The sequence below is a fragment of the Pseudomonas soli genome (genome assembly GCF_021283165.2).
Classification (GTDB): Bacteria; Pseudomonadota; Gammaproteobacteria; order Pseudomonadales; family Pseudomonadaceae; genus Aquipseudomonas; species Aquipseudomonas soli.
The window spans coordinates 3270434-3293993 of the sequence record NZ_CP128543.1; the positions used below are offsets into that span (position 1 = coordinate 3270434).

Genomic DNA, 23560 nt, shown 5'->3' on the forward strand with positions numbered 1-23560 from the left:
CCAGGTGCTATTCAGCCTTTGCGATAGTGCCCCGGCGTGGTCGCCAGGTGCCGCTTGAAAGCTCGCTGCAGATGCGCCTGGTCGGCAAAGCCGGCTTCCAGCGCCACCTCGGCGATGGCCCTGCCGGCGCGCAACTGCGCCCGGGCATGCTGCACCCGCTGGTCGAGCAGGTAGGCGTGCGGCGATAGCCCGAAGCGCTTGCCGAATGCCCGGGTCAGGTAGGCCCGTGACAAGCCTGCCGCAGCGCAGATGTCCTCCAGGGTCAGCGGATCCAGACGGTGGGTGCGAATGAACGCGGCGGCCATCTCCAGGCGTGGATGCGACTGTGGGTGACACGCCGCACCGCCCTCGAGATAACCTGGCAGCTCTACGAAGAACGTCGCCAGCCGCTCGGCCTTGTCCTGCGCCTCGCTGTCGAGCAGCCCGGCGAACAGGTCGAGCAACCGCCCGTACAGCGCAGGCGACGTGCTCAATGTCGCTGCCGGCAGTTCGAACCCTCGGGCCTGTAACCACGGCAAATCAACGAACAGCATCAGGTAGGACCAAGGCTCGCCCTGGAGGGGGTTGCAGGTGTGCACCACCCCTGGGTTCATGAGCACCGTGGTCCCCACGGCCACCTCATGCCGTGCATCACCGGTCAGGTAAGTGCTGCGCCCGCCGGTGATCACGCCGATGGAAAAGCTCGCGTGGGAATGCGCGGTGTAGCACACCTGGCGGCCATCCCCGACCAGACGGGCCTCGACGAAGGGCAATGCCGGATCACGCCAGAACCGCGAGACCTCGATCATCGCCCCGCCCTCATCCTTCGCCGCCCTGCACCACCACCAGCAACTGCGCCTGGCGCTCGCCGACCGAACGCAGGCGGTGCGGGGTCTGGGCATTGAAATGCAAGGCGTCGCCGGCCTCCAGCAGCACCCGCTCGCTCATGAAGTCGACCTCCACCTGCCCCTCGTGGACGAACAGGAACTCCTCACCCTCGTGTTCCTTGAAGGTCGGGTCGCTGAACTCGGTCGGCGGCTGGATCAGAAACGGCAACAGGCTGCGCTGGCCGACCTGCGAGGTCAGCACCGCATAGCCCGGCCCCTCGCCACCGCCCACCAGCGCCTGGCGCTCGCCGCGGCGCACCAGGCTGTAGCGCGCCTGGCCGTCGTGCTCGCCGTCGAACAGTTCCTCGACATTGACGTTCAACGCCCGCGCCAGCTTCAGCGCCGCAGCGATCGACGGCGTGTTGAGGCCACGCTCGACCTTGGACAGGTAGCTCTTGGTCATGCCGGATTTCTCGGCCAGCTGCTCAAGGGTGATGCCCAGTTTCTTTCTCAGCAGTTTCAGTCGGATAGACATGTGAAGCGGGTTTCCCGAACAAACGCACTTGCGCATGACACTTTGTGTCATATAGGATTATTTGTGTCATCTGATGGTTCGCCCCCTCACCGTCCAAAGCTCGGGGGCGAGCCAGCCCTGACATCCGTCATCACGCCACAGAGGAAAGATCCCCATGGCCAATACCCTTACCCTCAGCAAAGACCAGCTGGTGCAAAAGGCACTGACACAGATGCAAGGCTCGCTTGCCGATAATACGTGGACTGTGCGCGAAAAGCTGGCCCTGACCTGCCGAATTCTCTTCGATAACGGCCACGACTCGGGCCTGGCCGGGCAGATCAGCGCCCGTGGCGCGCAACCGGGCACCTTCTACACCCAGCAACTGGGCCTGGGTTTCGACGAAATCACCGCCAGCAACCTGCTGCTGGTCAACGAAGACCTCGAAGTGCTGGAAGGCGAAGGCATGCCCAACCCGGCCAACCGCTTCCACAGCTGGGTGTACCGCGCCCGCCCCGACGTCAACTGCATCATCCACACCCACCCTACCCATGTCGCCGCGCTGTCGATGCTGGAAGTGCCGCTGCAGGTCTCGCACATGGACCTGTGTCCGCTCTACGAAGACTGCGCATTCCTCGAAGCCTGGCCAGGCGTGCCGGTGGGTAACGAGGAAGGCGAGATCATCAGCGCCGCCCTGGGCGACAAGCGCGCCATCCTGCTCTCGCACCACGGCCAGCTGTCCACAGGTACCAGCATCGAGCAGGCCTGCGTCTACGCCCAGCTGATTGAACGCGCCGCGCGCCTGCAACTGCTGGCGATGGCCGCCGGCACCATCAAGCCGATCGCCCCGGAGCTGGGCCGCGACGCCCACGACTGGATCGACCGGCCCAAGCGCCACGGCGCCGCCTTCAACTACTACGCCCGGCAGGCCCTGCGCAGCCACGCCGATTGCCTGAACTGATCCCTTTACGCCTTGCTTGCGGAGCCTTGCACAATGACTAATCAATTCCACGGCATCATCGGCTACACCATCACCCCGTTCAGCGCCGACGGCGAACAGCTCGACCTGCCCGCGCTGGGCCAGTCCATCGACCGCCTGATCGCAGACGGCTCCCACGCCATCGCCCCGCTGGGCAGCACCGGCGAAGGCGCTTACCTGAGCGACAGCGAATGGCAGCAGGTCGCCCAGTACAGCCTGGAGCGCATTGCCAAGCGCGTGCCGAGCATCGTCAGCGTCTCCGACCTGACCACCGCCGGCGCCGTGCGCCGCGCCCGCTTTGCCCAGCAGCACGGCGCCGACGCGGTGATGGTGCTGCCGGCGGCCTACTGGAAACTCAGCGAAGCCGAGATCGTCCAGCACTACCGCGCCATCGGCGCGGCCATCGATTTGCCGATCATGCTCTACAACAACCCGGCCACCAGCGGCACCGACATGCCGGTGGAGCTGATCCTGCGCATCGTGCGCGAGGTGGACAACGTGACCATGGTCAAGGAAAGCACTGGCGACATCCAGCGCATGCACAAGCTGCAACTGCTCGGCGAAGGCCAGGTGCCGTTCTACAACGGCTGCAACCCGCTGGCGCTGGAAGCCTTCGTTGCCGGTGCCACGGGCTGGTGCACGGCGGCGGCCAACCTGATTCCCCAACTGAACCTGCGGCTGTACCAGGCGGTGCAGAACGGTGAGCTGGAACAGGCCAAGGCGCTGTTCTACCGCCAGTTGCCGTTGCTCGACTTCATTCTCAAGGGCGGCTTGCCGGCGACCATCAAGGCTGGCCTTGAGATGACCGGGTTGCCGGTAGGCGAGCCACGGCGGCCGGTGTTCGGGCTGGATGCCGAGGGCCGCGACAAACTGAAGACGCTGCTCGACGCATTGCGTCAGGGCTGATATCAGCGACATACCTGTGGGAGTCCGCTCCCACAGGTACTCTACACACTTGAGAACTCGACCCCGAATCCGGAGAATGCCCCCGACCCAAACGACCAGAAGCCATGGAAAAGGACCGTTCCAGTGAACCAGAAACAACGCGACACCCTCAGCAAGTTCCTCAGCTACGTACTGCGCCACGCCCCCGAATCCATCGAATTGTCCCTCGACCGCGACGGCTGGGCCGATGTCGACGCGCTGATCCACGGCGCCGGCAGGCAAGGTCACGCCTTCGACCTGCACGCCTTGCGTGAAGTGGTCGAGACCAATGACAAGCGCCGTTTCACCCTCTCCGACGATGGCCGCCGCATCCGCGCCGCCCAAGGCCACAGCAGCAGCCAGGTCGAAGTACGCCACGTCGCCAAGGCGCCACCCGCCCTGCTCTATCACGGCACCGCCAGCCGCTTCCTGGCCTCCATCGAAGCCCAGGGCTTGATCCCGGGCAGCCGCCATCATGTGCACCTGAGCGAGGATCCACAGACTGCGTTGGCGGTGGGCAAGCGCTATGGCCAGCCGGTGCTGCTCACGGTCGATACCCGGGCCATGTGCGCAGCGGGAGCAGTGTTCTATCAAGCGGACAACGGTGTCTGGCTGGTAGACCAGGTGCCGCCGGTGTATCTGTCACGCCAGGCAGAAGAATAAGCCTGCAAGGAGCGGCCTTGTGCCGCCCGACCAGTTTAAAGGGGGCCAAGCGTTTCGTTAGTAAAGTACCGCGTATCCTTATCAATCGCGGGCTCCATCCCGCCATAAAATACAGGTATCGAGAAACGACCCGCCAAGCCCGACACATATGCATGCAGCGCCTGCATGATATCGCTCAGGTCGTCAGCAGGCGTACTGTTGAAGGAGAGTTCAATATCGAGGCGATCTTCCCACTTGATGACTCGCAGCAGCACCAACGGCAGGCTCACCTTATTGGATACATTGAATTCCCAGAGCCGCAGGCTCAGACATACCGACTCACCACTACCGTGCAATCGCTGCGTCACCGCCTCCAGGCTCTCCCCTCCTTGAACTTCGGAGTCTGCCGACAGCGAAAGATCAGAATGCGTTTTCGCCGAAGCCACGATTACCTTGAGGACAGCTTGCAACGCCACGTCCGGCACGCGTTCCAGCATGACTTCGTACACGACAGTCCCCTTTCGGCCTATGAGGAGTATTTGCAAAATATTTACTTCTTAAGAGATTCGCAAGCGCACCGAATGCAATGACCCACCTGCTCCGCGTTGAGATAATAATCGGGATCGTCGCGCAATAAATCCTCATTTTCTGTAAAAGCGTCAAGATTGCCGAACAGTTCGTCCAGCACAAGATAGACATCCTCGGGCAACACCCGCGACTCATTCTTGAACCGCCCAAAAAACACCTCAACAAACTGGCCCAAGGTACATTTGTCCGATAAATACTTTTCCATCAGACTAACATAAGGCAGCGCCACCTCACTCATACTCACTCCCTCTGCCAAGGTCCTAAAGTGCATATTTTAGGCCAAGACTTACCCCCTCGATTAAATGTCACTTGATGTACATTTGCACCGCACCCAACTCATTCTTCATCCCAAAAATTTCCCGGCGTTACATAAGCGCCGTCCTTTAGGACCTCACACCAACCAAAATACCGATGAAACATTTTCAGATCGACTATCAGATAACGTTCTCCCTCCAGCGGCGCCAGGCTGATTTCTGAGAGCGCATAGTGAGAGTACTCTCCACCTGTCCCTGGGATAACCCGCTGTTCAAGAGCCGTCCTGTCCCACTCCGTTACCGTTCCGCTGACGACTGGCAAAGGATCGAAAAACTCGATCTCAAAAGTCTCCGAAACTCTACAAAGGCAGGGGAGATATCGCAGCTCCAGCAACCTTTGACTTATAAGGTCTTGCTCAAAACAAATCGTCAAAATCATTTTTTCAACGCGCTCCTTGGCACGACAACTTCACCAGAGAAATTCTTCTCGAACGTTCTCACTGGACTGAAATATTGAACACCATGCGGGTCACGTATGGCTACCACCGCAACACCGTTTCTCGTGGTAACACCGTCCACAACAACAAAATGGGAAAAACGCGTACCGTTCGTGTTGTCAAAAATCCGTGCAATAACGGGCGTTCCTGAATTGGTATACCGCTCTAGATCAGCTACGTTCCGGCTACAGATTAAAGGTGACAGATTCATTTTCTATAGCTCTAATTTGGACGTGCCCCACCTCCTGCGCTCGACGTCCTCAACGGAGCCTTAAGCACTAGATTTCTTCGTCTTGGTGATGCATCAGCAGACAATGGAGTAGGACAAACAAATCTGTCCCCTTTCCGCCAGCCCTTTTTTCTTCACTTTTCCGCAACAATGTTACAGGCATTGCTCATGTCCAAACTTCCGTACCGTCCTTGTAAACCCAAACGAGGCCTCCCGGCACCCAACTAACTCCATCTTTTGTGATCCAAAATAGCGCTTCGTCAGTATCTTGTTCTGCAGGCCAAGCCGAATCAAATGCAGCTATTTGTTCAACAACATCCCCTTTCAATCGGTCCCCATTAGCGAGAAACACCCTACCCTCAAGAATCAGCTCAGCCAGCACCTGCAAAAAAATACGCTTACGGTCGTTGTAACCCTCACAAGAAAATGTCTTGCAGACGCTCAGCCACAGCGCGTCAACTGCTAAGCCTTGACTCCACTCCACGATTTCCTTGAATTCTTCGGAATCTCGACAGCACAAAAGCATTTTAATTTCACCTCCAGCTTTGGAGCTTTCGCCCCTGAATGTCCGATGATATCAAGCGCCCATAGAGCACCAGACTCTGCAGTAGAAACTTGAGCCATTGCGCAAGTTCATTTGAACGCCATCAGCCCCCACCAACGTATAGAGTTCAACGGTTTGGCCTCGAATAGTTATCGATTTGGGGGCCGGCAGCTGCGCAACACCCCCGAGCTGCACGAATAAGACTTCACCATGCATTCGGAGGCCCCTACATCGAAAAAGACCGAAAAAGGGAACAGATTTATTATTTATTCTAATTTCGACTTGCCCCGCTTCCCGCGCCAGACGTCCTCACTGACATATTAAGCATCAAGCTTCTTCGTCGTCTTGGCCATGCAAAGGCAGAAATTAGAGTAGAAAATAAATATTTCCCCTTTTTTGCCCTTTTCTGTCAGTCACTCTTCTGTCACTATCTTCCACTTCACCAACTCAATCACCACTCTCTAATGCCTCTGGATGAAATTCCTCCCCGCGCACAAAAATTTCCCGCCATTCCTCGGCCGTGAGTGAAACACCATTGGCATTTGAGTAAAAAACAAACTCCATGTCTGAATTTACGGAAATCTCCATAAACGGCCCCTCATTCCCCTCCTTGTATACGCACAGATAAGGAAAGTTACTATTTACATCGCCAACCTTCTCAAACACCAAACTGGTCACAATCTCACTTATCTAAACCCAGTAAACTTACCACCCACCCGGCCGTACGACAGTAAAACATTAGAGCAGAACAAACAAGCTGCCCCTTTTGTCCTCCTTTTTTCTAAACCTTCACTACGCCCTTACCGACACCTTAAAGCACCAGGCTTCACCGCCGCCTTCGAATTATCGGAGCAAAAACCTTCCTCTTAGTTTTTCCACAACTTGGCTCATTGCGACAAGCGGGCCGACACTATCCTGAGAGTAAATACTGCACGAAGCCATATCCTCCGGATAATTAAAGTACGCATAGACGTCCTGAAGTCTATTTATTTTATCTTCGTCACTGTCATTCGACGCATCAATACAAAGCAGAAAAGCTAAACGCCACTTTTCAATTTCGGCAACAAGATCCGTCATCTCCATTTGCTTTGAGACAACCTCAAGAAGTTCTTCATCGTTTAAATATTCGCCTCCAGCAATGATGGCAACGCGCTCGCTTTCGCAACCATTTAAAAGCTGACTCATGGCAAATTCAAAAATATCTTCTCGCCCTATCCAGCGCTTTCTATATCCCAAAAAAATGGTTGCCCAACAAGCCAAACCTAAACTAATCAATACACCAAGCGGGGACATTACCTTCTCCTTATTTTTCGGAATTTGGTTAGCCAGGCCAGTTACTTGGCGGGGAAAAAGCGCCGATGAGTCACGTTGCCTTCATCAACAATCCATTCAAAAACCCCACCAACCCCGTTATTGCTGCCTTCAATTAGCCTTAACTCTGACACCCTAACACAAAGGGGACAGATTTATTTTTCATACTCTAATTTCGACACGCCCAGTTCCCAGCACTCGACGCCCCACCGATACCTAAAGGCTTCACCTTCGCTTTGGCATGCAAAAGTAGAAATTAGAGTAGAAAAATAAATCCGCCCCCTTTTCTACTACATGTAAAAGTGGCAACTCGCCCCTTTTCATACCGGTACTGGGATAGGTACATAGACAGCTTCTACTATCGCATTCTTGCCACTTTCCAAATCTGGAGCATAGAGCCCGATCTCGAGACCATCCGTCAGCAATTTCATACCGGAGCCATCGTCCTCGAATTCATAATTTACATGCATCCGTTGGAAAAATCGCTCCAGCAAATCGGCCGAAACCCCGAGAAGTGTCTGCCCCTGAAAGTCCAGAGATGCTTCAGGATAGTAAAGTTGCACCCCGCTCAAGCTATCGTGCAGGTCATACCATGCCTTCATCAGAGCGTCACCAAAGACATCCGTCGAATTCTCGGAGAAAGCAGTCTTGGCAAACACCTTGTAGGGGAGCTTTAACTTGGCCCGGACTTCATCGCGCCCACGCACCCCAGCAAATACATCAAGCCCATCTTTCGAACTATACGTGAAATTCATGCCATCACCTTTTGATGAAATCGTTGGGATCCAGAGTTTTCGCGTACTTTAACATCTGTTCGATCACCGCATCATATTTGCTGCCAAAACGAGAGCGGAGGTCATCCACATCCGTCTGGATAGCATCCTTCAACTGCCCCTCCTGCAACAGTTCCTCTTGCTTCGCCCGATAGGCTTTGGCTTCCGGAGAACTGCCGTAGCTGGCAGTGAGCCCATCAAAAAGGGGACAAAATTATTTTCCATACTCTAATTTTGACGCCCCGGCTTCCAGCACGTTATTTCCTCACAGACACCTTAAGCAACGGGCTTCAACGTCGTCTCGGCAATGCAAAGACAGAAATTAGAGTAGGAAAATAAATCCGTCCCCTTTATCTTTCAGAGTAGAAAAATAAATCTGCCCCCTTTTTCTTTACTCAATCCCTATGACACTCCTGACAAATCAGGGCCTACCGGGGTTTCGAGCGCAAAAAATTTAATCAATCAGCGCCTCCCTAGGCTTCTACAACCGACAAAAGACATTCAAGCCGCAAGCAGAGGCAAAGTCACGCATAGATATATCAAGAGAGCTACCCTCGCCAGCGGAAAGAGCATCTTGCAATGTAACAATGCCTTTTTCAAAATCCAGAGAAACGTCAAAGCAATTAAATTCGAACTCCCTCAGCAGAACCTTCTCTGAACACATCCGTTCATCAAAGGCACCTTTCAAAATAGAGCGGACGCTGTCGTCCAACTCTTGGACGACAAATCGTTCTATTAGCGTACCCCCACTATTCATAACCACTCCTAACTAGTACGGGAATGCAGTTTGGATTACACCATCCCGAACATTTATTTTAATTGTCGATGTTGGCGCACCTGAGACGCTTGTCCCAATCACCTTACCTGCGTTGTACTCAATAACGTGCCCACCAGGACCATTGGGAGTTACCTTCCCATATCTCAATGCGCTATCAACATAACTGGAGACATCTTTAACAGATGTCCCTTGCGAAAACTTACTAACATTCGCAAATCCTGAGTCAGGTCCATGGCGATAGAACACATGCTCAATACCTGTCATCAGACCGCCTTTTTTGTAAGTGCTCGCACTCCACGATGCATCTATTTGCCTTGGAGCTGGTAATGCCTTGATCGTGTCATCTACAACAGCCCCAGTTCCTTTTGCACCATCTATGACACCCTTCCCGCCCCCTGGCAACTCCACAGGAGTAGTCGCAGGCTTTTTGGCCTCATTCCCACCACCCCCTTTGCGCCCCGAAGCAACCCCCAGAATCATGCTGCTGATGAGCTTACCGCCCCCCACCAGGAATTTGTCGCTCTCAGATTCCCCATTCAGGACAACACCGCCGCCTTCCATGTGCTCGGCAAGCATCGTGCCGACTCGGGTCATGGCACGGTCGTACTGTTCATTGAGGTCTTGACCAAGCTCCGTCTGCCCAATGGCTGTCGATACCGCTAGCTGCATGACTGCCTTGGGCCCCTGGATCATCGCCAGCGCCAAAGCCACTTTCTGACCTCGCTCTGGGTCTGACTCCAGATACTCATTGATGAGCGAGGCATAGCTGAGCGCCATCTGGACCGGACCACGTGACTCACTGATATGCGAGGGGTCAAGCTCCCCCAGCACACGTACAAGTTCTTTCGTGGACTCCTGATGTTTATCGAACACATGTTCGATCTGGTTCAGTCGTGCCAGCACCTCTTGCTGGAAGCTCGGCGTGCGCATCAGCGCCTTGGCTTCATCGGGCTTGAAGTTCGCCATCAGCAAGGCTTCATAGGTGTCCTCTGCGAGTTTCACCCCGCCAACGGCTACCGCATTGGCATCCAGCTGACGGCCTTGCAAGCGTTCAAATCGGTTGACCAGGACATTGACAGCATTTCCAACCTGCTCGTAGTTCTTGAGTGCGGCCTTGTCATAGTTACGCAGCTCATTTGTCCATCCGCTCAGCGTCTCTACAGGATGGATTGCGCCGTTAACCGAAGAATCACTCAAGTACAGATCGGTGCGCGACTCATGATCCCGCGTGATCTCGTAAGCCTTGTCCAGATCCCGATTCAACCCGACAGTGGAGTCCTTCCCCGTCTCCGCATCCTCGCGCACAGTGATATCACCCGCCCCCACGGTGGCACGGACGATCTGCTCGCGGTCCTTCTCGTACGTCCAGCCACTGACGCTCCAGCCGTTCTCGCCTTTGTCACCCTTGCCCGTCTGGCTGCTGTCCTGCTGTGTTGCTGCAGTCCCTTTTTTCCAGGTACCACCGACGTTCAGGTAATAGCCGCGTTCCTGGTCCTTGCCGGCAATATCACTGTGGCCCAGCGTGCCGGTATCGAGTTTGAGGTTGCCGTTGTCGGAGGCGATCAGGGCACCATCGAGCTGGGTGTGGTTTTCGGTGCGGATGTCGACCTTGTCCCGAGCGGTGATGCGGGTCTGGTTTTCCACCCACTCGGTTTCGCCCGTGGTCTTGCCTTTGCCGACCGAGCCGCTGATACCCGAGCCCGGGCCTACCGTAACGGTGGCGCTCAGGTCGAACTCTTTGCCCTTGACCTTGCCGGTATCGATGGCCGAGGCCACATTCAGGTCGCCGCCCACACGGCCGATGACTTCGTCGCCGCGTACCTGGGCGCCTTTGATGTTGGTGTCCTTGCCACTGGCGAACTTCAGCTGGTCGCCTGCGTAGACGTAGGCTTCCTGGTGTCGCTGTGCGTCGCGTTCCAGCTTGCCCTTGCCCAGGTTGACACTGGCGTAGATCCCCACCCCTTCCGAGCCGAACGCCAACCCGACTTCACCACCGCCGCTGCGACGGTTCTGTTCGTAGTGCGAGTCGTTCTGCGCGGCGCGGATGTTCAGGTCATTGCCTGCGGCCAAGTCGATGTCACGCCCGGCCTTGACCTGCGAACCGACGATGTTCAGGTCGTTGCTGGCGTCGAGCTTGATATCGCGCCCCGCGTCGAGCTGGCTCGGCGTCGAGTTGCCCTGGGTGCCATCGGCACCCGCAGCGCCATGGCTGGCGCCGATGCCGACCTTGATGCCGCCACTGGTACCACCGTGAATGCCGGCCCAGTTCTGCGACTCACGGGTCTTCTGGGTGCTGCTGCCGTGGGCGACATCAATGTTGATGTCACGTCCCTTGACGTCGATGTCCCGCCCGGCCTGCACCTGGCTGCCCTTGACATTGACGTCGTTGCCGGCCTGCAGCTTGATATCGTTGCCGGCCTCCAGGCTGGAGCCACGGTTGCTTTGCTCGATGCTGGTCTGCTGGTTCTTCTGCGAACTGTTGCCGATCTTGAGGTCGCCGGTTGGCCCGGCAAGGAACTGGTTGATGCCGTCGATGGCCTGCAGGGTGCTGGCGACCTTGCTCACGCCATTCTCGCCCTTGCCGGCGTTGCTCACCGCGTCCTTGGTGCGCCCGAAGTTGTGGTTGATCGAAGCTCCGGCACCCTGGGTCGCATACTCCCGCTCCTGCTCGTGGATTCGGGTTTCACGCGCCGCGTCGATGTTGATGTCGCGGCCCGCGCCCAGGCTGATATCGTGGCCTGCTATCAAGTCCGAGCCGGTCTGATTGATATCACGCCCCGCCTTGACGTCCAGGTCCTGGCCGGCCTTGATCTGGCTGGCAGAGGCCAACTGTTCGCGCAGGCGATCCTTGGCCAATTCCTTCTCGACGCCCGCGAACACCTTGATCCCGTTGTCGTCGGCACTGGTACTCAAACCGATCTTCGAGGTTTTCGACCAGGTCTTGCTGTCGCTCTGGTTCTCGGCGGCGGCGACGTTGACATCACGTCCCGCGTTCAAGCTGACATTGCGACCGGCATTGACACCGCTGCCGAGCACGTTGATATCGCGCTCGGCCTGGAGCGAGGCATCACGCACGGCAAGGACCTGGCTGCCGACGCTGGAGCTGCTGCGTGCTTCCTGCCCGGCTTTCTTCGCCGAGGCTACCGAAACGGACGGGACGACGACGATGCCGGGGGCAACCGACATGCCGATCTTTTTCTTGTACGAGTCGCTGTGACTGTAGGCCGTGTCGTTGGCCGACACCAGGTTGATGTCACCCTCCTTGTCCAGCAACCCCGCGCGCAGCTCGACGTCCTTGCCGGCATTCGCCTCGCTGGCGCGCAGGCGCACATCGCTGCCTGCCGCAACCACGATGTCGTTGCCGGCATCCAGTTCACTGCCGACCTGCGTGGCGTGGGTCTGCAACTGGCTCTTGCCGCTTTTCGACAGGCCAAGGAAACCGGACTTGCTCTTCTTGCTGTACTCGCCGTGCTCCTCGACACCGGACAGTACCGCCACATCGCCAGTGGCACCGAGCATGACATCGCCGCCGGCCTTGAGTTGGCTGCCGATCACGGTCACATCGCGGCCGCCGTCCAGGGATATGCCGCCATCGTCCTTCTTGCTGACGTTGACGGTCAGGTCGCCACCGGCCTCGATCACCGAGGCGACGTTGGTGCTGTGGTAGCTCTCCTGCTGCTTGGAACTACTGCGACCGAACGAGCCCTTGCTCTTCTTCTGATAGTAGGAGGCGCTTTCGTTCTGGTCGGAGGCGATGGTCAGGTCGCGCTCGGCGTCGATGTCGACATCGCCCTGGCCCTTGACCTGGCTGGCGACGATGGCCATGTCCTGGCCCGCGGACAGCGACACATCGCCGCCGGCCTTGACCGTGGTCGACACCTGGGTGACCTGGTCATTGGACTGGGTGACCTTTTTGCTGCGGCTGAAGCTGTGGGCTTCGTTGGCGGCGGAGGTCAAGTTCAGGTCTTCGCCTGCGGCCAGGGTGAGGTTGCGGCCCGCGTCGATCTGGCTGGCCACGGCGGTGAGATCGCGGCCGGCGACGAGACTCAGGTCGCGGCCGGCGGTCAGCGTGGCGCCGTGCTGCTGCACCGTGTTGCTGCGCTGGCGCTCGGTGTAGAAGCCTTGACGTTCTTCGACCGACAGCAGGCTCACATCACGACCGGCACTGAGCGACAAGTCGCCGCCGCTCTGGATCACGCTACCGACGTTGTTGATGTCCTGACCCGCCTTGAGGCTGAGGCTGTTGCTGGCTTCGATGCGGGCGATGCTGTCGAGATGGTCCCTCTGCTCACGCACGCTACCGTAGTCGTTGTCCGTGCGCGTCAGGTCTCGTTGATTGATCAGGTCACCATTGACGGCGGTCAGGCTCACATCGCGCCCGCTGATGATGCCGCCGGCACTGTTGACCAGGCTGTTGCCGGCCAACAGGTCCAGGCGACCACCTGCCTGGATCAGGCCGCTGTTCGTAAGGTCCTTGCCTGCAGTGGCACTGAGGTTGCGTGAGGCACGGAGCGTACCAATGTTGTTGAGGTTTTCCCCGGCAATCAGCTGAACATCCTGCCCGGCAATCAACGCGCCGTCAGGCGCCAGGCGGCCGTTGGCATGGGCCAGGTACAGCACAGGTGCAAGTACCTGCTCACCATTGACCTCACGCTCTTCGAGCCAGACGATGTCGTGCGTCAACGCCGCCACTTGGGCAGAGCTCAGGCCGACGCCGACGCTCAGGCCAAGCGCATCCTTGCTGCGGATCGCATTGTCCATCAGGTGCTTGTACAGCTGCTCGCCAGAGGTCTGGCCATCGATGAACTGCTGGCCGGTACGCGCCACCACCGCCTGCTGGATCAGGCGCTGCTCGTAGAAGCCGTCACCAAGGCGCTTCCAGCTCTTGTCCGGGTCATAGCCCAGATTGCCGAGCAGATAGTCGGAGCTCATGAACTGCTTGAGGTCGGTCAGCACCGGATTGGTTTCAATCAGGTACTTGTGCGGCTTGCTCGTATATTGGTTGTCGGGCAGGCGGGTGATGCCCGGTATCCGTGGCGGGGCACTGACTCCGGCATCCTGCGCGCTCAGTTCAAGCGCCTGCGCGCCTGGGTTTGGCGATCGAATGTCGCTATCCACTGCCTCGGCCACGGGCGCATTGACCCCGATGGCACTGGCCTTGGCCACCGACTCGACGCGCTGGTGGGCAATCCGATCGATTGCCTGCTCGCTCGCCCTGGACGCGGCAGCATCCACTGCCTGGATCGCGCCCGGTCGGGAGCTGGCCAGCCCCTGGCGCTCATGAGAGCCGACGGTGGCGTTGCCCAATGTCCAGCCCTGAGTGGGCCCGGTTGCCGCATCGCTGCCTTTGCCACTCAAGCGGAACAGGCCATTCTGCCCGGCCGGCAGGCTGAAGCCTGGCAGGGTGGTCGGGTCTACCTGTCGCTGGGCCAGATCGGGGGGCAACTGCGCATTCAGGTTGACCACCGTGGCCTGCGTCGCGCTGGATACCTGGGTATCGAACGCACGACTGCTGGTCGCCTCCGGCGCCCTGCGCACAACGATATTGTTGACGTTGCCTGCCGCGGTGAGCTTCGCCGTGCCTGCAGCCTGGATCAGCGCCGGAGCAATGAATTGATTATCGTCCTTGAGCGTGAGTGCTTCATTGATGCCATAAAACATCCCGGGGTCGAACTTCGCGACCAGGGCCTTGAAGGCTGCTTCATCGAACGGTCCAGAACGAGGGTGGGCCTGGTTGTAGGCGTTTACCTCGTTGATCAACTGGAAGAAGTACGCCGTGGGGACCTTGGTTCCAGCCCCCACCTCTCTGCCAACGGTTCCCGACCTGGAACGCTCGCCCTCATTGGTAATGCTGCTGGCCGTGATGGTGAGATCATTGCCCGCCGAGATCACGCTGCGAGAATTGAGAACGCTGCCCCCACCAATGGTCAGGTCACGCCCGGCAGCCAGGGTTGCCGTTGGCGAATCCTCCAGCACCACGGTTTCCTGGGTCTTGTAGATGTGCACCGGCCCCCTCACCCACCGCGACCCTTTGCAATGCTGGACGCAGTAGATGGTCATGTAGCCGTCGGTGATCTGCTGGCTGGCGCTGAACTTATCGCGTTTGTTGACGAAGCTGGCTGCCTGCAGGTTGATGTCGCCGGCCGCTTCGACTGTCCCGGAGCTGTTCAGGAAGGTTGCCGCAGTACTGCCTGCGGTGACGCCGGCGACCAGCAGATTGCCCAGGCTGTAGACGTCCGCATAACGGTTGCTGAAATCCGCCGTGCGCATCGACATGTCCCGGCCGCTGAACAGCAAACCTCGACTGCCATCGGCGGCCTGGTCGTTGTGGACGGACTGGGCAATCAGGTTCAGGTTGCCCGACGCGGCCAATGCCCCGTAATTGGACAGGCTGCCGGCGTGGATCGTCAGGTCGTTGACCGCCGACAAGCGCCCAAGATTGCTCAGCTGGTTGCCGACGTTGACAACGATGTTGTCGCCACCGGCAATGCTTGTGGCGGTGCCCAGGCTCATCTGCGCCGCAGACAGGGTCATGTTCCCCAGGCTGGTCAGTCGGCCGTTGCCCGAATAGGTACCACCCAAGGTCAGGCTCAGCGTGCCGTCGCTGGCAATCAACCCATCATTGAGCCAGTTGCCGCCCTTGCCCAGCAACGCCTTCGTCGCCAGCAGTTGCCCACTGGAGGTCTGGGTGAAGTTTTTGACATCGAGGTTGAGGGTGCCGGCTTGCAGCACGCTGCTGTTGACCCAGTCGTCGGCACTGAGATTCAGGGTGCCGTGCGTCAACAGGCGGCCTCCCGCCGCCATGACCTGCTGGCTGCTGACACCGAAATCGCCATTGCCGAGGTGAGTGATGCTGCCCCCGGCATTCAGCAGATCGCCAATGACCAGGGCAAGATCGGTGTTGGCGGTTTCCAGGGTCCCGTTGCGGTTGTCCAGCAGCCCGCCGATCTGGAATCGTGTAGTGCCGCTGGTGCCCAGTGCACGCAGTTGGCCCGCCTGGTTGTCCAGGGTGGCGGCCGTGATGGCGAGGGTACTGGCGCTTTCGATGATGCCGGAGCGGTTGTCCAGGGCGCCGCTCAGCCCAAGTTCGATACGCTGGCCGACCATCTCGCCGCGCGCGTCGCCGCCGTTGAGCAGGCTGGCGCCGGTGACCTTGAGCAGGCCGCCGGCGGAGATGCCGCCATCGCGGTTGTCCAGCTGCCCGGTGCGGATCACGGTATCACCGCCGAGCGCGGCGATGCGCCCGCCGTGGTTGTCGAGGCTGGCGCTCTGCACGTCCAGGCTCAGCGCCTGGAGGATGCCGCGCTGGCCAGTGGCGTCGCTGCCGTTGCGCAGCACGCCGGTGGTGTGCACGCCCAGCGCCTGCTTGAGGCTGGCGAGGATGCCGCCGCGGTTGTCGAGGGTGTCGGCGGTCACGGTCAACGCGCCATCCTGGGCGTTCAGCTTGCCACCCTGGTTGTCGAGCACGCCGGTGGTCTGCGCGGTGATCGCGCCCTTGGCCTGCACGGTGCCCTTGGCGTTGTTCAGGCTGGCCGCCTGCAGGCCTACGTCGCCCTGCTGGCTGTAGATCAGGCCATCGCCCGAGTTGTTGAGCGCCCCGCGGCTGTCGAGCGTGAGCGGGCCATTGGCGGCCAGCGTGCCGCGCTGGCTGTTGTCGACGCTGGCGGCCAGCACCTTGAGCAGGCCCTGGCTGGCGATCTGGCCAGCCTGGTTGTCGACCAGGCCGGCGCGCTGGATCAGCAGGTCCTTGCCGGCGAACAGCGTGCCCTGGCGGTTGAGCAGCTCGCCGAGCAGGTCGAGGGTCAGCGCGCCCTGGGCGGCGAGGTTGCCGTCGTTGTTGTTCAGGCTTGCGGCGGTCAGGCCCAGGTCCTGGCGGGTGGCCACGCGGCCGCCGTGGTTGTCGAGGGCACCGGCGCTGATGACCAGTTTTTCCCCGGCATCGATCAGGCCGCCGTCATGGTTGTCCAGTGCCGCCGTGATGGTCAGTTGCTGGCCGCTGCCGCTGGAGAGGATGCCCTTGGCGCTGTTGTCCAGGCTGGCGGCCTTGACGTCCAGGCGTTGCTGGGCAACCAGCGCGCCGCCGTCGCTGTTGCGCAGCGCGCCGGTCACGGTCGCCTTCACGGCGCCGGAGCGGCTCGACAGGGTGCCCTGCTGGCGGTTGTCCAGGCCCTGGCCGGTCACGCTCAGGCCCTGCCAGCCCGAGACCAGGCCGTTGCGGTTGTCGATGGCGCCGCTGGTGATGGCCAGCGTCTGTTCGCTGATCAGCTTGCCGTCACGGTTGTCCAGCTCGCTGACGTCCAGTTGCAGGGCCTGGGCGGTGGAAATCTCGCCACCCTGGTTGTGCAGTTTGGCCAGGTTGACCAGGGTCAGCGGCCCGGCGGTGGTGATCAGGCCCGCGCCGTTGTCCAGGTCGGCGCCGCCCAGGTCCAGCGCGAGGCTGCTGCCGAGCAGCTTGCCGGCGTGGTTGTCCAGGCCTTTGCTGGTGAGGGCGAGCGCGTCCTTGGCTTCGATGCGGCCGCCGTCGCGGTTGCTCAGCGCGCCGGCATGAATCTCCAGCGACTGGGCGCCGATCAGGCCCTTGAGGTTGTCCAGGCGCTGGCTGACCCGCAGCAGCAGGCGCTGGTCGCTGAGCAGGCGGCCGTTGCCGTTGTCCAGTTGCTCGGCAGCGACGGTGAGGGCCTGGGCACTGGAAATCTCGCCGCCCTGGTTGGCCACGGTCTTGAGGTTGTCCAGCTGCAGCGACGGCGCATTGATCAGGCCGCCACGGTTGTCCAGGTGGCCGTGGCCCAGGTCGAGGTGGACCGAGGTGTCGCTGAACAGCTTGCCGCCCTGCTGGTCGAGGCCGGTGACCGTGGCGGTGAGTGCTTCGCGGCTGCCCACGCGGCCGCCGTCGCGGTTATCGAGCTGGCCCGCGTGCAGGTCGAGGGTGCGGTTGCTGCTGATGCTGCCCTGGCGGCTGTTGTCCAGGTGGCCGGTGCTGAGGGTCAGCGCGCCCTTGCTGGAAATAACGCCCTTGTCGGTGTTGTCCAGGCTGGCGCTGGCCAGGGTGATGTCGCTGTCGCTGAGCAGCTCGCCGCCCTGGTTGAGCAGCGCGCCGCCCGTGGTCAGTTTCAGGCTGCCGGCGCTGTCCAGTTTGCCGGTGCTGTTGTCCAGGCTGTGCGCGGCCAGCACCAGCTGGCCCTCGGCACTGAGCAGGCCGAGGCGGTTGAGCGCCGCGCCAGTCAGGGTCAGGGTCATGTCCCGCTGGCTGGTCAGGCGGCCACCGTCGTTGTCCAGGCTCAGGCCGGTCAGGGTCAGGCCGGTCTGGGCCTCGAGGCGCGCCTTGTTGCGGTTGAGCAGCGATTGCAACGCCAGGGTCATGCCGGTGCCGGCGACCAGCAGGCCGCCGTCGCTGTTGTCCAGCGAGGTGCCGGTGACCGCGACAGCGGCCTTGCCGGTGATCTCGCCGCCACGGTTGTCGATGCGGTCGACTTCCAGGGTCAGCGCGCCATTGCTGCCGAGCAGGCCCGCCTCGCGGTTGTCCAGCTCACCGCCCTTGATCCGCAGTTGCTCGAGGCTGACCAGCGAACCGGCGTGGTTGAGCAAGGTGCCGGCCTGGACCTCGCCCCGGCCTTTGCCGGAGACCTTGCCCTTGCTGTTGTCCAGCGTCGCGGCCACAAGGTTGAGGGCGGTGTCGCCCACCAGGGTGCCCTGGCGGTTGTCCAGGCGACCGTCGACGGTGAGCACCAGGCCGGCGCGGCTGCTGACGGTGCCCTCGCGGTTGTCGAGGCTGGCGGCGTGCAGGTCCAGGCCCTTGGCCGAGACCAGGCCTTTGGTGTTGTCCAGCGCCTGGGCGATACGCACCGTCAGCGCCTGCTCGCTGAGCAGCTTGCCCTGGCGGTTGTCCAGGGAGTCGGCCACAAAGGTGAAGCCTTGCGGGCTGGTGATTTCGCCGTTGTGGTTGTCGACGCGGCCGAGGTTGTTCAGTACCAGCACCGGGGCCTTGATCAGGCCGTGGTTGACCAGCGCGCCCTGGCCCAGGTCGAGGGTGATCGAGGCCTTGCTCAGCATCCGTCCGGCCTGCTGGTCGAAACCGCTGGCGGTCAGGTGCATGGCGCCATCGCTGTCGATGCGGCTGTCGCTGCCCGCGTTGTTGACCTGGCCGGCCTTGAGCGTCATCCGGTCGTTGCCGACCACATGGCCGCTGTCACGGTTGTCGAGGGTGCCGGTGACGATGTCGATGGCCCCCTGGGCGCCGACCTCGCCGGCGCGGTTGTCGAGGCTGGCACTGCGCAGGTCGAGGGCGCCGTCGGCGGTGATCGAGCCGCGCTGGTTGTCGACCTTGCCGGTGGTGGCCAGGGTCAGCTTGCCGGCGCTGCTCAGCTCGGCGTCGCTGTTGTCGAGGCTGGCGGCGCCGATGTCGAGGTCACCCTCGCTGGTCAGCAGCCCCTTGCTGTTGTCGAGCGCCTGGCTCAGGCGCAGGCGTGCGCCCTGCTCGGCGGAAACACGCCCGTCGCGGTTGTCCAGGGTCTGGCCGTCGAGGGTCAGTTGGCCCTTGCCGCGCAACAGGCCCTGGGCCTGGTTGATGACCTCGGCCACCGTCAGCGCCAGGTCGGTATCGGCCAGGACCTGGCCGCCGGTGTTGTCCAGGCGCTGCCCGGTGAGGCTGAGCGCCTTGGCCGCGGACAGTTCGCCGCCGCGGTTGTCGACGCTGTCCACGGTCAGGTGCATGCCCTGCCCGGCGCCGATCACGGCGCCCTGGCGGTTGACCAATGTACTGCCCTTGAGGGTCAGCTTGCCGTCGGCGGACAGCTTGCCGCCCAGCTGCTCCAGGCGCGTGACCTGGCCATCGAGATCGCCGCCGCTGGTCAGGCTGCCGCCACTGTTGTCCAGGTGCGCGGCGACCAGGTCGAGGTTGCCCTTGGCGCCAAGGATGCCGAGCTGGTTGAGCAGCTCGCTGCCGCTGTAGCGGGCCCCGGCCTGGCCGCTGACCAGGCCCTGGTCGCGGTTGTCGAGGTGGTCGATGGTCAGTGTCAGTGCGCCGTCGGCCTCGATCTTGCCGCCGCGGTTGTCCCAGCGCTGGCCCTGCAGGGTCAGCAGGTCCTTGCCCACCAGGCGGCCACCGCGGTTGTCGAACTGCCCCGCGTCGATATGGGTGGCGCGCACGCCGTTCACCAGGCCCTTGGCCTGGTTGTCCAGGAGCCCGCTGACCGTGGCGGTGAGCGTGCCGTCGCTGAGCAGCTTGCCTTGCTCGCGGTTGTCGAGGCTGGCGGCTTCTACCTGAGTGGTGCCGGCGCTGGAGATCTCGCCGTGGCGGTTGTCGATGGCTGCGCCCGCGACCAATGCCAGGCCGGCCTTGCTGGTGACCACGCCGCCCTGGTTGTTCAGGGCCTGGACGCTCAGTTCGAGGGTGGCCTGGCTGGCGATCCGGCCGCTGCGGTTGTCGACCAGCCCCTGGCTGGTGACGGTGATGCCGCGGTTGGCCAGGACCTTGCCAGTGCGGTTGTCCAGGCTGCCGAGGTTCAGGGCCAGGGTATCGAGGCTGGACAGTTCGCCGGCCTGGTTGTCCAGATGGGCCCAGGTGGCGTTCAGCGCGCCCTGGCTGGTGATCTGGCCGCGGTCACCGTTGAGCAGTTGCCCACCGGTGAGGGTCATGCGCCCGTCGGCGAGCACTTTGCCCTGCTGACGGTTATCCAGGGTCGCGGCATTGACGCTGAGGTCGCGCCCGGCACTGAGGCTGCCGCCCTGGTTGTCCAGGTGGGTGCCGGTGGAGAGGGTCAGGTCGCCGCTGGCGATCAGGCGCTGGTTGCGGTTGTCCACGGCACCGGCGCTGATCTTCAGGTCGGCGCCGGCCACGCGCTGGCCATCGATGTTGATACCCGCCTGGATACCGCCGAGGTTGCTCAGTTGGCCGCCAGCGTTCAACTGTACCTGGCCCCCGGCAGTCAGCCCCTGGCGGTTGACCAGCTCGCCGCGACTGTCCAGCTGCAGTTGCTGGCCGGCATGTACCGGGCCCTGCGCATCGATAGCCGCTGCCTTCAGGCGTACATCGCCGGTGGCGCTGGCCTGGGCCATGCGCAACTGGCCGTTGGCCTCGAGCTGGATATCGCCGCCGCTGGCGATCATCCGCCCGTCCAGGCGCACGCCGACCCCGGCCTCGGTGCCCACCAGCCTGACCGCGCCGGCATACATGCCGCCCAAGGCGCTGGAGTCGATGGCCAGGCTCGGCTTGGCACTGCCGTCATCCTGGCGCGCCGTGGCCGCCAGGGTGCGCGCATCGACATCGTTGCGCCCGGCAACGATGGCCAGGTTGCGCGCCTGGATCTCGGCGTTGATTTTCGTGCTGCGGGCAATCAGCTCGAAGCTGTCGACGTTGCTGGCGTTGAGCCCCGCTCCTTCGATGGCGATATGGCCCTGGTCGACCTGGTAACGGCTCAGCTGGCCGTTCTCGAGCACCGGCTTGCCGGTGCTGAGCGTGGCCTGTGGCGTGTTGATGAAGCCGCAGCCATCGCAGGTGATGCCGTGGGGGTTGGCGACGATGACATGCGCCCCGCGCCCGGCCACTTCGGTGTAGCCGCGCAGCTGGCTGGCGTTGGCGCCGTTGACCTCGTTGAGGATGACGTTGGCCGCGGTGCCCTGCAGGTTGGGGTTGCCGAGGATGATGCCACCCAGCTGGGTGGCCTGGGTGCGGTCGGTGGCGTTGTTGAGGATCAGCCCCTGCTGGCCGACGTTGTAGTCGCTGAACTGGTTGTGCGACAGGCCGCTGCCGTTGGGCGCGGCGATGTTGACGATGGGCACGCCGTTGCCCGCCTGCCCCAGGCTGGTGCCCGGCCCGCTGACCACCACGCCTTCGGCGGCCTGTGCCCAAAGCGGCTGCCAGAACATGGCGTTGGCCAGCAGCAGCGCCAGACCGCGCTTGGGCAACCCGCAGAACTGCTCGCGCGGCTGAATTTTGGCCGAGCGTTGGCGGGCCAGGAAGGCAAACAGGCGAACATCCATGTCAAATCTCGTCAATCAGGTGATCAGATGAAAAAGTCGAGGCGGAAGTAGACCGGGCGTTCCTTTTCGGTCAGCACGTCGGGGCGTTCCAGGCTGTGGGCGAAGGTCACGCTGGCAGCCATATGCTGGCCGCGGGCGAACAGCTCCAGCGAGTGGCTGCTGGCACGGCCGTGGTACTGGCCGTTGTAGCGGTCATTGCGGATCACGCCCAGGTCGTAGCCCAGGCCCAGGCCGTACTCGGCCACCAGCGGCTGCAGCAGCGGCCAGCTCACCGGGCGGGTCCAGCGCAGGTCGTTGCGCCAGTAGCCGCCGCTGTCGCCGGACAGCGACTGGTCCTTCAGGCCGCGTACCGACGACAGACCACCAAGGCTGATGCGCTGCGGGCTGAACAATACGTCCTCGCTGCGCTGGCCGGTGGCCAGGCTGCTGAAGCTCAGGCGCTCGCCGAGCACTTCAAAGCCCTGTGCATAGCTGACGGTGGCGCTGTACTTGCGGTAGCGCGCCACTGGTTGGCCGGGGCGCGGGTGGGCATTGTCCTGGGCGTCGAAGGCGCCGATGCCTTCCTGAGTGCCCAGGTCGATGTTGACGAAGGCATTGCCCAGGCGGCGGCCGTGGTTGATGCCGAACTGCGCCTCGCTCAGGCGGTTGCTGCTGCCCTCCAGGCGGCTGTCCTCGATGTAGTTGTTGGTGCGCAGGTGGGCCATGCCGGCATTCAGCGAGGTCTTGCTGGTGGCATCACGGTGCACCACGCGCTCGGCGCGCAGCTGGTGGTTCTGGCTGTCGCCGGTCTGCTTGAAGGCAAAGCCGTTGGCCTGGGCCAGGGAGCGGTACTCGCTCTCGCTGTAGCTGTAGGTGAAGTTCCACCAGCCCCACGGCAGGTTGTAGTACAGCACGCCGTTCTTCGAACCCTGGGTGTGGTCGCTGACCACGTCGTGGCCACCGCGCAGCATGAGCTGGTCGGCCAGGCCCAGCGGGCTGTCCCATTCCAGGCCGAGGTTGAGCATCTGTTCCCCGGTGCTGCGCTGGCCTTCATTGTTGCGCGACAGCGAGGCGCGCCAGGGTTTCTGCTGGGTGTTGCGCACCAGCACTTCGCTACCGCCGACGGCCTTGCCGGGGGTCAGCTCCATCTGCGCCTTGTTCGACGGCAGGCGGTTGAGCTGATCGACCATCTGCTCGACTTCGCGCAGGTTCAGACGCTGCTCGACTTCACCGGGGAAAACCATGGCCAGCTCGCGCTCGCTCAGGCCGCTGGCCGGGTCCGGGCGCAGCCCTTCCAGGCGCCCTTCCACCACCAGCACCTGCAGGTGGCCCGAAGACAGGTCCTGCTGCGGGAGGTAGGCGCGGCTGGTGACCAGGCCACGGCCTAGGTAATGGTCGGTGATGGCCTTGAGCAAGGCATTGAGCTGGGTGACGCCCAGGCACTGGTCGATGAAAGGCTTGAGCAGGCTGTCGCGGTCGGCGGCGGACAGGCTGTCGGCGCCCTTGAGCTCGATGGTGTGGATATCGAAACAGCGGGTGTCTTCGGGCCGTTGCTGCTGGGCAGGTTGCGCGCTTTCGCCGGGCAGGTTGCGCAGGTCCTCAAGGCGCCGTTGCTGCTCTTCGAGCAGGCGGTTCTGGCGTTCGCGGATCAGGTCCTGGTCACCCGGTGAAACGGCCCAGGCCAACGGGCTGCACAATGTTGCAACAAATGCGAAGCGCGCATAATTGCGCGCTGAGTGAAGACGTACCGGCATACCTGTCCCTGGT

The 23560-nt window shown here is 61.6% G+C and carries 15 protein-coding genes; 3 read left to right on the forward strand and 12 right to left on the reverse strand.

The features are described from left to right. Nucleotides 1-11 precede the first annotated feature (11 nt). Both LU688_RS15140 and LU688_RS15145 read right to left on the reverse strand, forming a co-directional pair. Complete coding sequence (locus tag LU688_RS15140; protein ID WP_160291135.1) at nt 12-788, reverse strand: helix-turn-helix transcriptional regulator; 777 nt, start codon at nt 786-788, stop codon at nt 12-14. 10 nt (nt 789-798) lie between these two features. After that, entirely contained in the window at nt 799-1341 is a 543-nt protein-coding gene (locus LU688_RS15145) for a helix-turn-helix domain-containing protein (RefSeq protein WP_038706211.1), read from the reverse strand. Nucleotides 1342-1495: 154 nt separating this feature from the next. On the opposite strand from LU688_RS15145, the gene LU688_RS15150 reads away from it, so the two are divergent. From LU688_RS15150 to LU688_RS15160, 3 genes are all read left to right on the forward strand, one after another. Then, nucleotides 1496-2278: an aldolase gene (locus tag LU688_RS15150; protein WP_046855471.1), complete on the forward strand. Its 783-nt coding sequence runs from the start codon at nt 1496-1498 to the stop codon at nt 2276-2278. A 33-nt stretch (nt 2279-2311) separates the two neighbouring features. Next, the gene (locus LU688_RS15155; protein WP_160291134.1) at nt 2312-3202 is read left to right on the forward strand and encodes a dihydrodipicolinate synthase family protein; all 891 of its coding nucleotides are present in this window, start codon (nt 2312-2314) and stop codon (nt 3200-3202) included. A gap of 123 nt (nt 3203-3325) precedes the next feature. After that, nucleotides 3326-3883, forward strand: a complete 558-nt coding sequence (locus LU688_RS15160) for an RNA 2'-phosphotransferase (protein ID WP_160291133.1) — start codon at nt 3326-3328, stop codon at nt 3881-3883. Nucleotides 3884-3918: 35 nt separating this feature from the next. On the opposite strand, the gene LU688_RS15165 is transcribed toward LU688_RS15160, so the two are convergent. The 10 genes from LU688_RS15165 to LU688_RS15210 form a co-directional block, all read right to left on the reverse strand. Beyond that, complete coding sequence (locus LU688_RS15165; protein WP_143067505.1) at nt 3919-4371, reverse strand: hypothetical protein; 453 nt, start codon at nt 4369-4371, stop codon at nt 3919-3921. A gap of 41 nt (nt 4372-4412) precedes the next feature. Beyond that, the gene (locus tag LU688_RS15170; protein ID WP_094010011.1) at nt 4413-4688 is read right to left on the reverse strand and encodes a colicin immunity domain-containing protein; all 276 of its coding nucleotides are present in this window, start codon (nt 4686-4688) and stop codon (nt 4413-4415) included. Nucleotides 4689-4786: 98 nt separating this feature from the next. Beyond that, nucleotides 4787-5143 (reverse strand): hypothetical protein, encoded by a 357-nt coding sequence (locus LU688_RS15175; RefSeq protein ID WP_160291132.1) that lies wholly within the window; start codon nt 5141-5143, stop codon nt 4787-4789. Between the two features lie 453 nt (nt 5144-5596). Further along, nucleotides 5597-5956: a DUF596 domain-containing protein gene (locus LU688_RS15180; protein WP_094010013.1), complete on the reverse strand. Its 360-nt coding sequence runs from the start codon at nt 5954-5956 to the stop codon at nt 5597-5599. Nucleotides 5957-6421: 465 nt separating this feature from the next. Beyond that, a complete protein-coding gene (locus LU688_RS15185; RefSeq protein WP_232888134.1) occupies nt 6422-6562 on the reverse strand; it encodes a hypothetical protein in 141 nt (46 codons plus the stop codon). A gap of 255 nt (nt 6563-6817) precedes the next feature. After that, nucleotides 6818-7267 (reverse strand): DUF2247 family protein, encoded by a 450-nt coding sequence (locus LU688_RS15190; protein ID WP_104443788.1) that lies wholly within the window; start codon nt 7265-7267, stop codon nt 6818-6820. 338 nt (nt 7268-7605) lie between these two features. Next, nucleotides 7606-8040 (reverse strand): hypothetical protein, encoded by a 435-nt coding sequence (locus LU688_RS15195; RefSeq protein ID WP_094010015.1) that lies wholly within the window; start codon nt 8038-8040, stop codon nt 7606-7608. A gap of 499 nt (nt 8041-8539) precedes the next feature. Further along, nucleotides 8540-8815 (reverse strand): hypothetical protein, encoded by a 276-nt coding sequence (locus LU688_RS15200; protein WP_094010016.1) that lies wholly within the window; start codon nt 8813-8815, stop codon nt 8540-8542. A gap of 12 nt (nt 8816-8827) precedes the next feature. Then, complete coding sequence (locus tag LU688_RS15205; protein ID WP_289678185.1) at nt 8828-21814, reverse strand: hemagglutinin repeat-containing protein; 12987 nt, start codon at nt 21812-21814, stop codon at nt 8828-8830. A 23-nt stretch (nt 21815-21837) separates the two neighbouring features. Next, a complete protein-coding gene (locus LU688_RS15210) occupies nt 21838-23547 on the reverse strand; it encodes a ShlB/FhaC/HecB family hemolysin secretion/activation protein (RefSeq protein ID WP_160291325.1) in 1710 nt (569 codons plus the stop codon). Between the last annotated feature and the right edge of the window lie 13 nt (nt 23548-23560).

What these genes read in the sequence shown, in the direction of transcription:
- LU688_RS15140 (WP_160291135.1), bottom strand. Translation starts at nt 788, where the DNA reads ATGATCGAGGTCTCGCGGTTCTGGCGTGATCCGGCATTGCCCTTCGTC.
- LU688_RS15145 (WP_038706211.1), bottom strand. Translation starts at nt 1,341, where the DNA reads ATGTCTATCCGACTGAAACTGCTGAGAAAGAAACTGGGCATCACCCTT.
- LU688_RS15150 (WP_046855471.1), top strand. Translation starts at nt 1,496, where the DNA reads ATGGCCAATACCCTTACCCTCAGCAAAGACCAGCTGGTGCAAAAGGCA.
- LU688_RS15155 (WP_160291134.1), top strand. Translation starts at nt 2,312, where the DNA reads ATGACTAATCAATTCCACGGCATCATCGGCTACACCATCACCCCGTTC.
- LU688_RS15170 (WP_094010011.1), bottom strand. Translation starts at nt 4,688, where the DNA reads ATGAGTGAGGTGGCGCTGCCTTATGTTAGTCTGATGGAAAAGTATTTA.
- LU688_RS15175 (WP_160291132.1), bottom strand. Translation starts at nt 5,143, where the DNA reads ATGATTTTGACGATTTGTTTTGAGCAAGACCTTATAAGTCAAAGGTTG.
- LU688_RS15180 (WP_094010013.1), bottom strand. Translation starts at nt 5,956, where the DNA reads ATGCTTTTGTGCTGTCGAGATTCCGAAGAATTCAAGGAAATCGTGGAG.
- LU688_RS15185 (WP_232888134.1), bottom strand. Translation starts at nt 6,562, where the DNA reads ATGGAGATTTCCGTAAATTCAGACATGGAGTTTGTTTTTTACTCAAAT.
- LU688_RS15190 (WP_104443788.1), bottom strand. Translation starts at nt 7,267, where the DNA reads ATGTCCCCGCTTGGTGTATTGATTAGTTTAGGTTTGGCTTGTTGGGCA.
- LU688_RS15195 (WP_094010015.1), bottom strand. Translation starts at nt 8,040, where the DNA reads ATGAATTTCACGTATAGTTCGAAAGATGGGCTTGATGTATTTGCTGGG.
- LU688_RS15200 (WP_094010016.1), bottom strand. Translation starts at nt 8,815, where the DNA reads ATGAATAGTGGGGGTACGCTAATAGAACGATTTGTCGTCCAAGAGTTG.
- LU688_RS15205 (WP_289678185.1), bottom strand. Translation starts at nt 21,814, where the DNA reads ATGGATGTTCGCCTGTTTGCCTTCCTGGCCCGCCAACGCTCGGCCAAA.
- LU688_RS15210 (WP_160291325.1), bottom strand. Translation starts at nt 23,547, where the DNA reads ATGCCGGTACGTCTTCACTCAGCGCGCAATTATGCGCGCTTCGCATTT.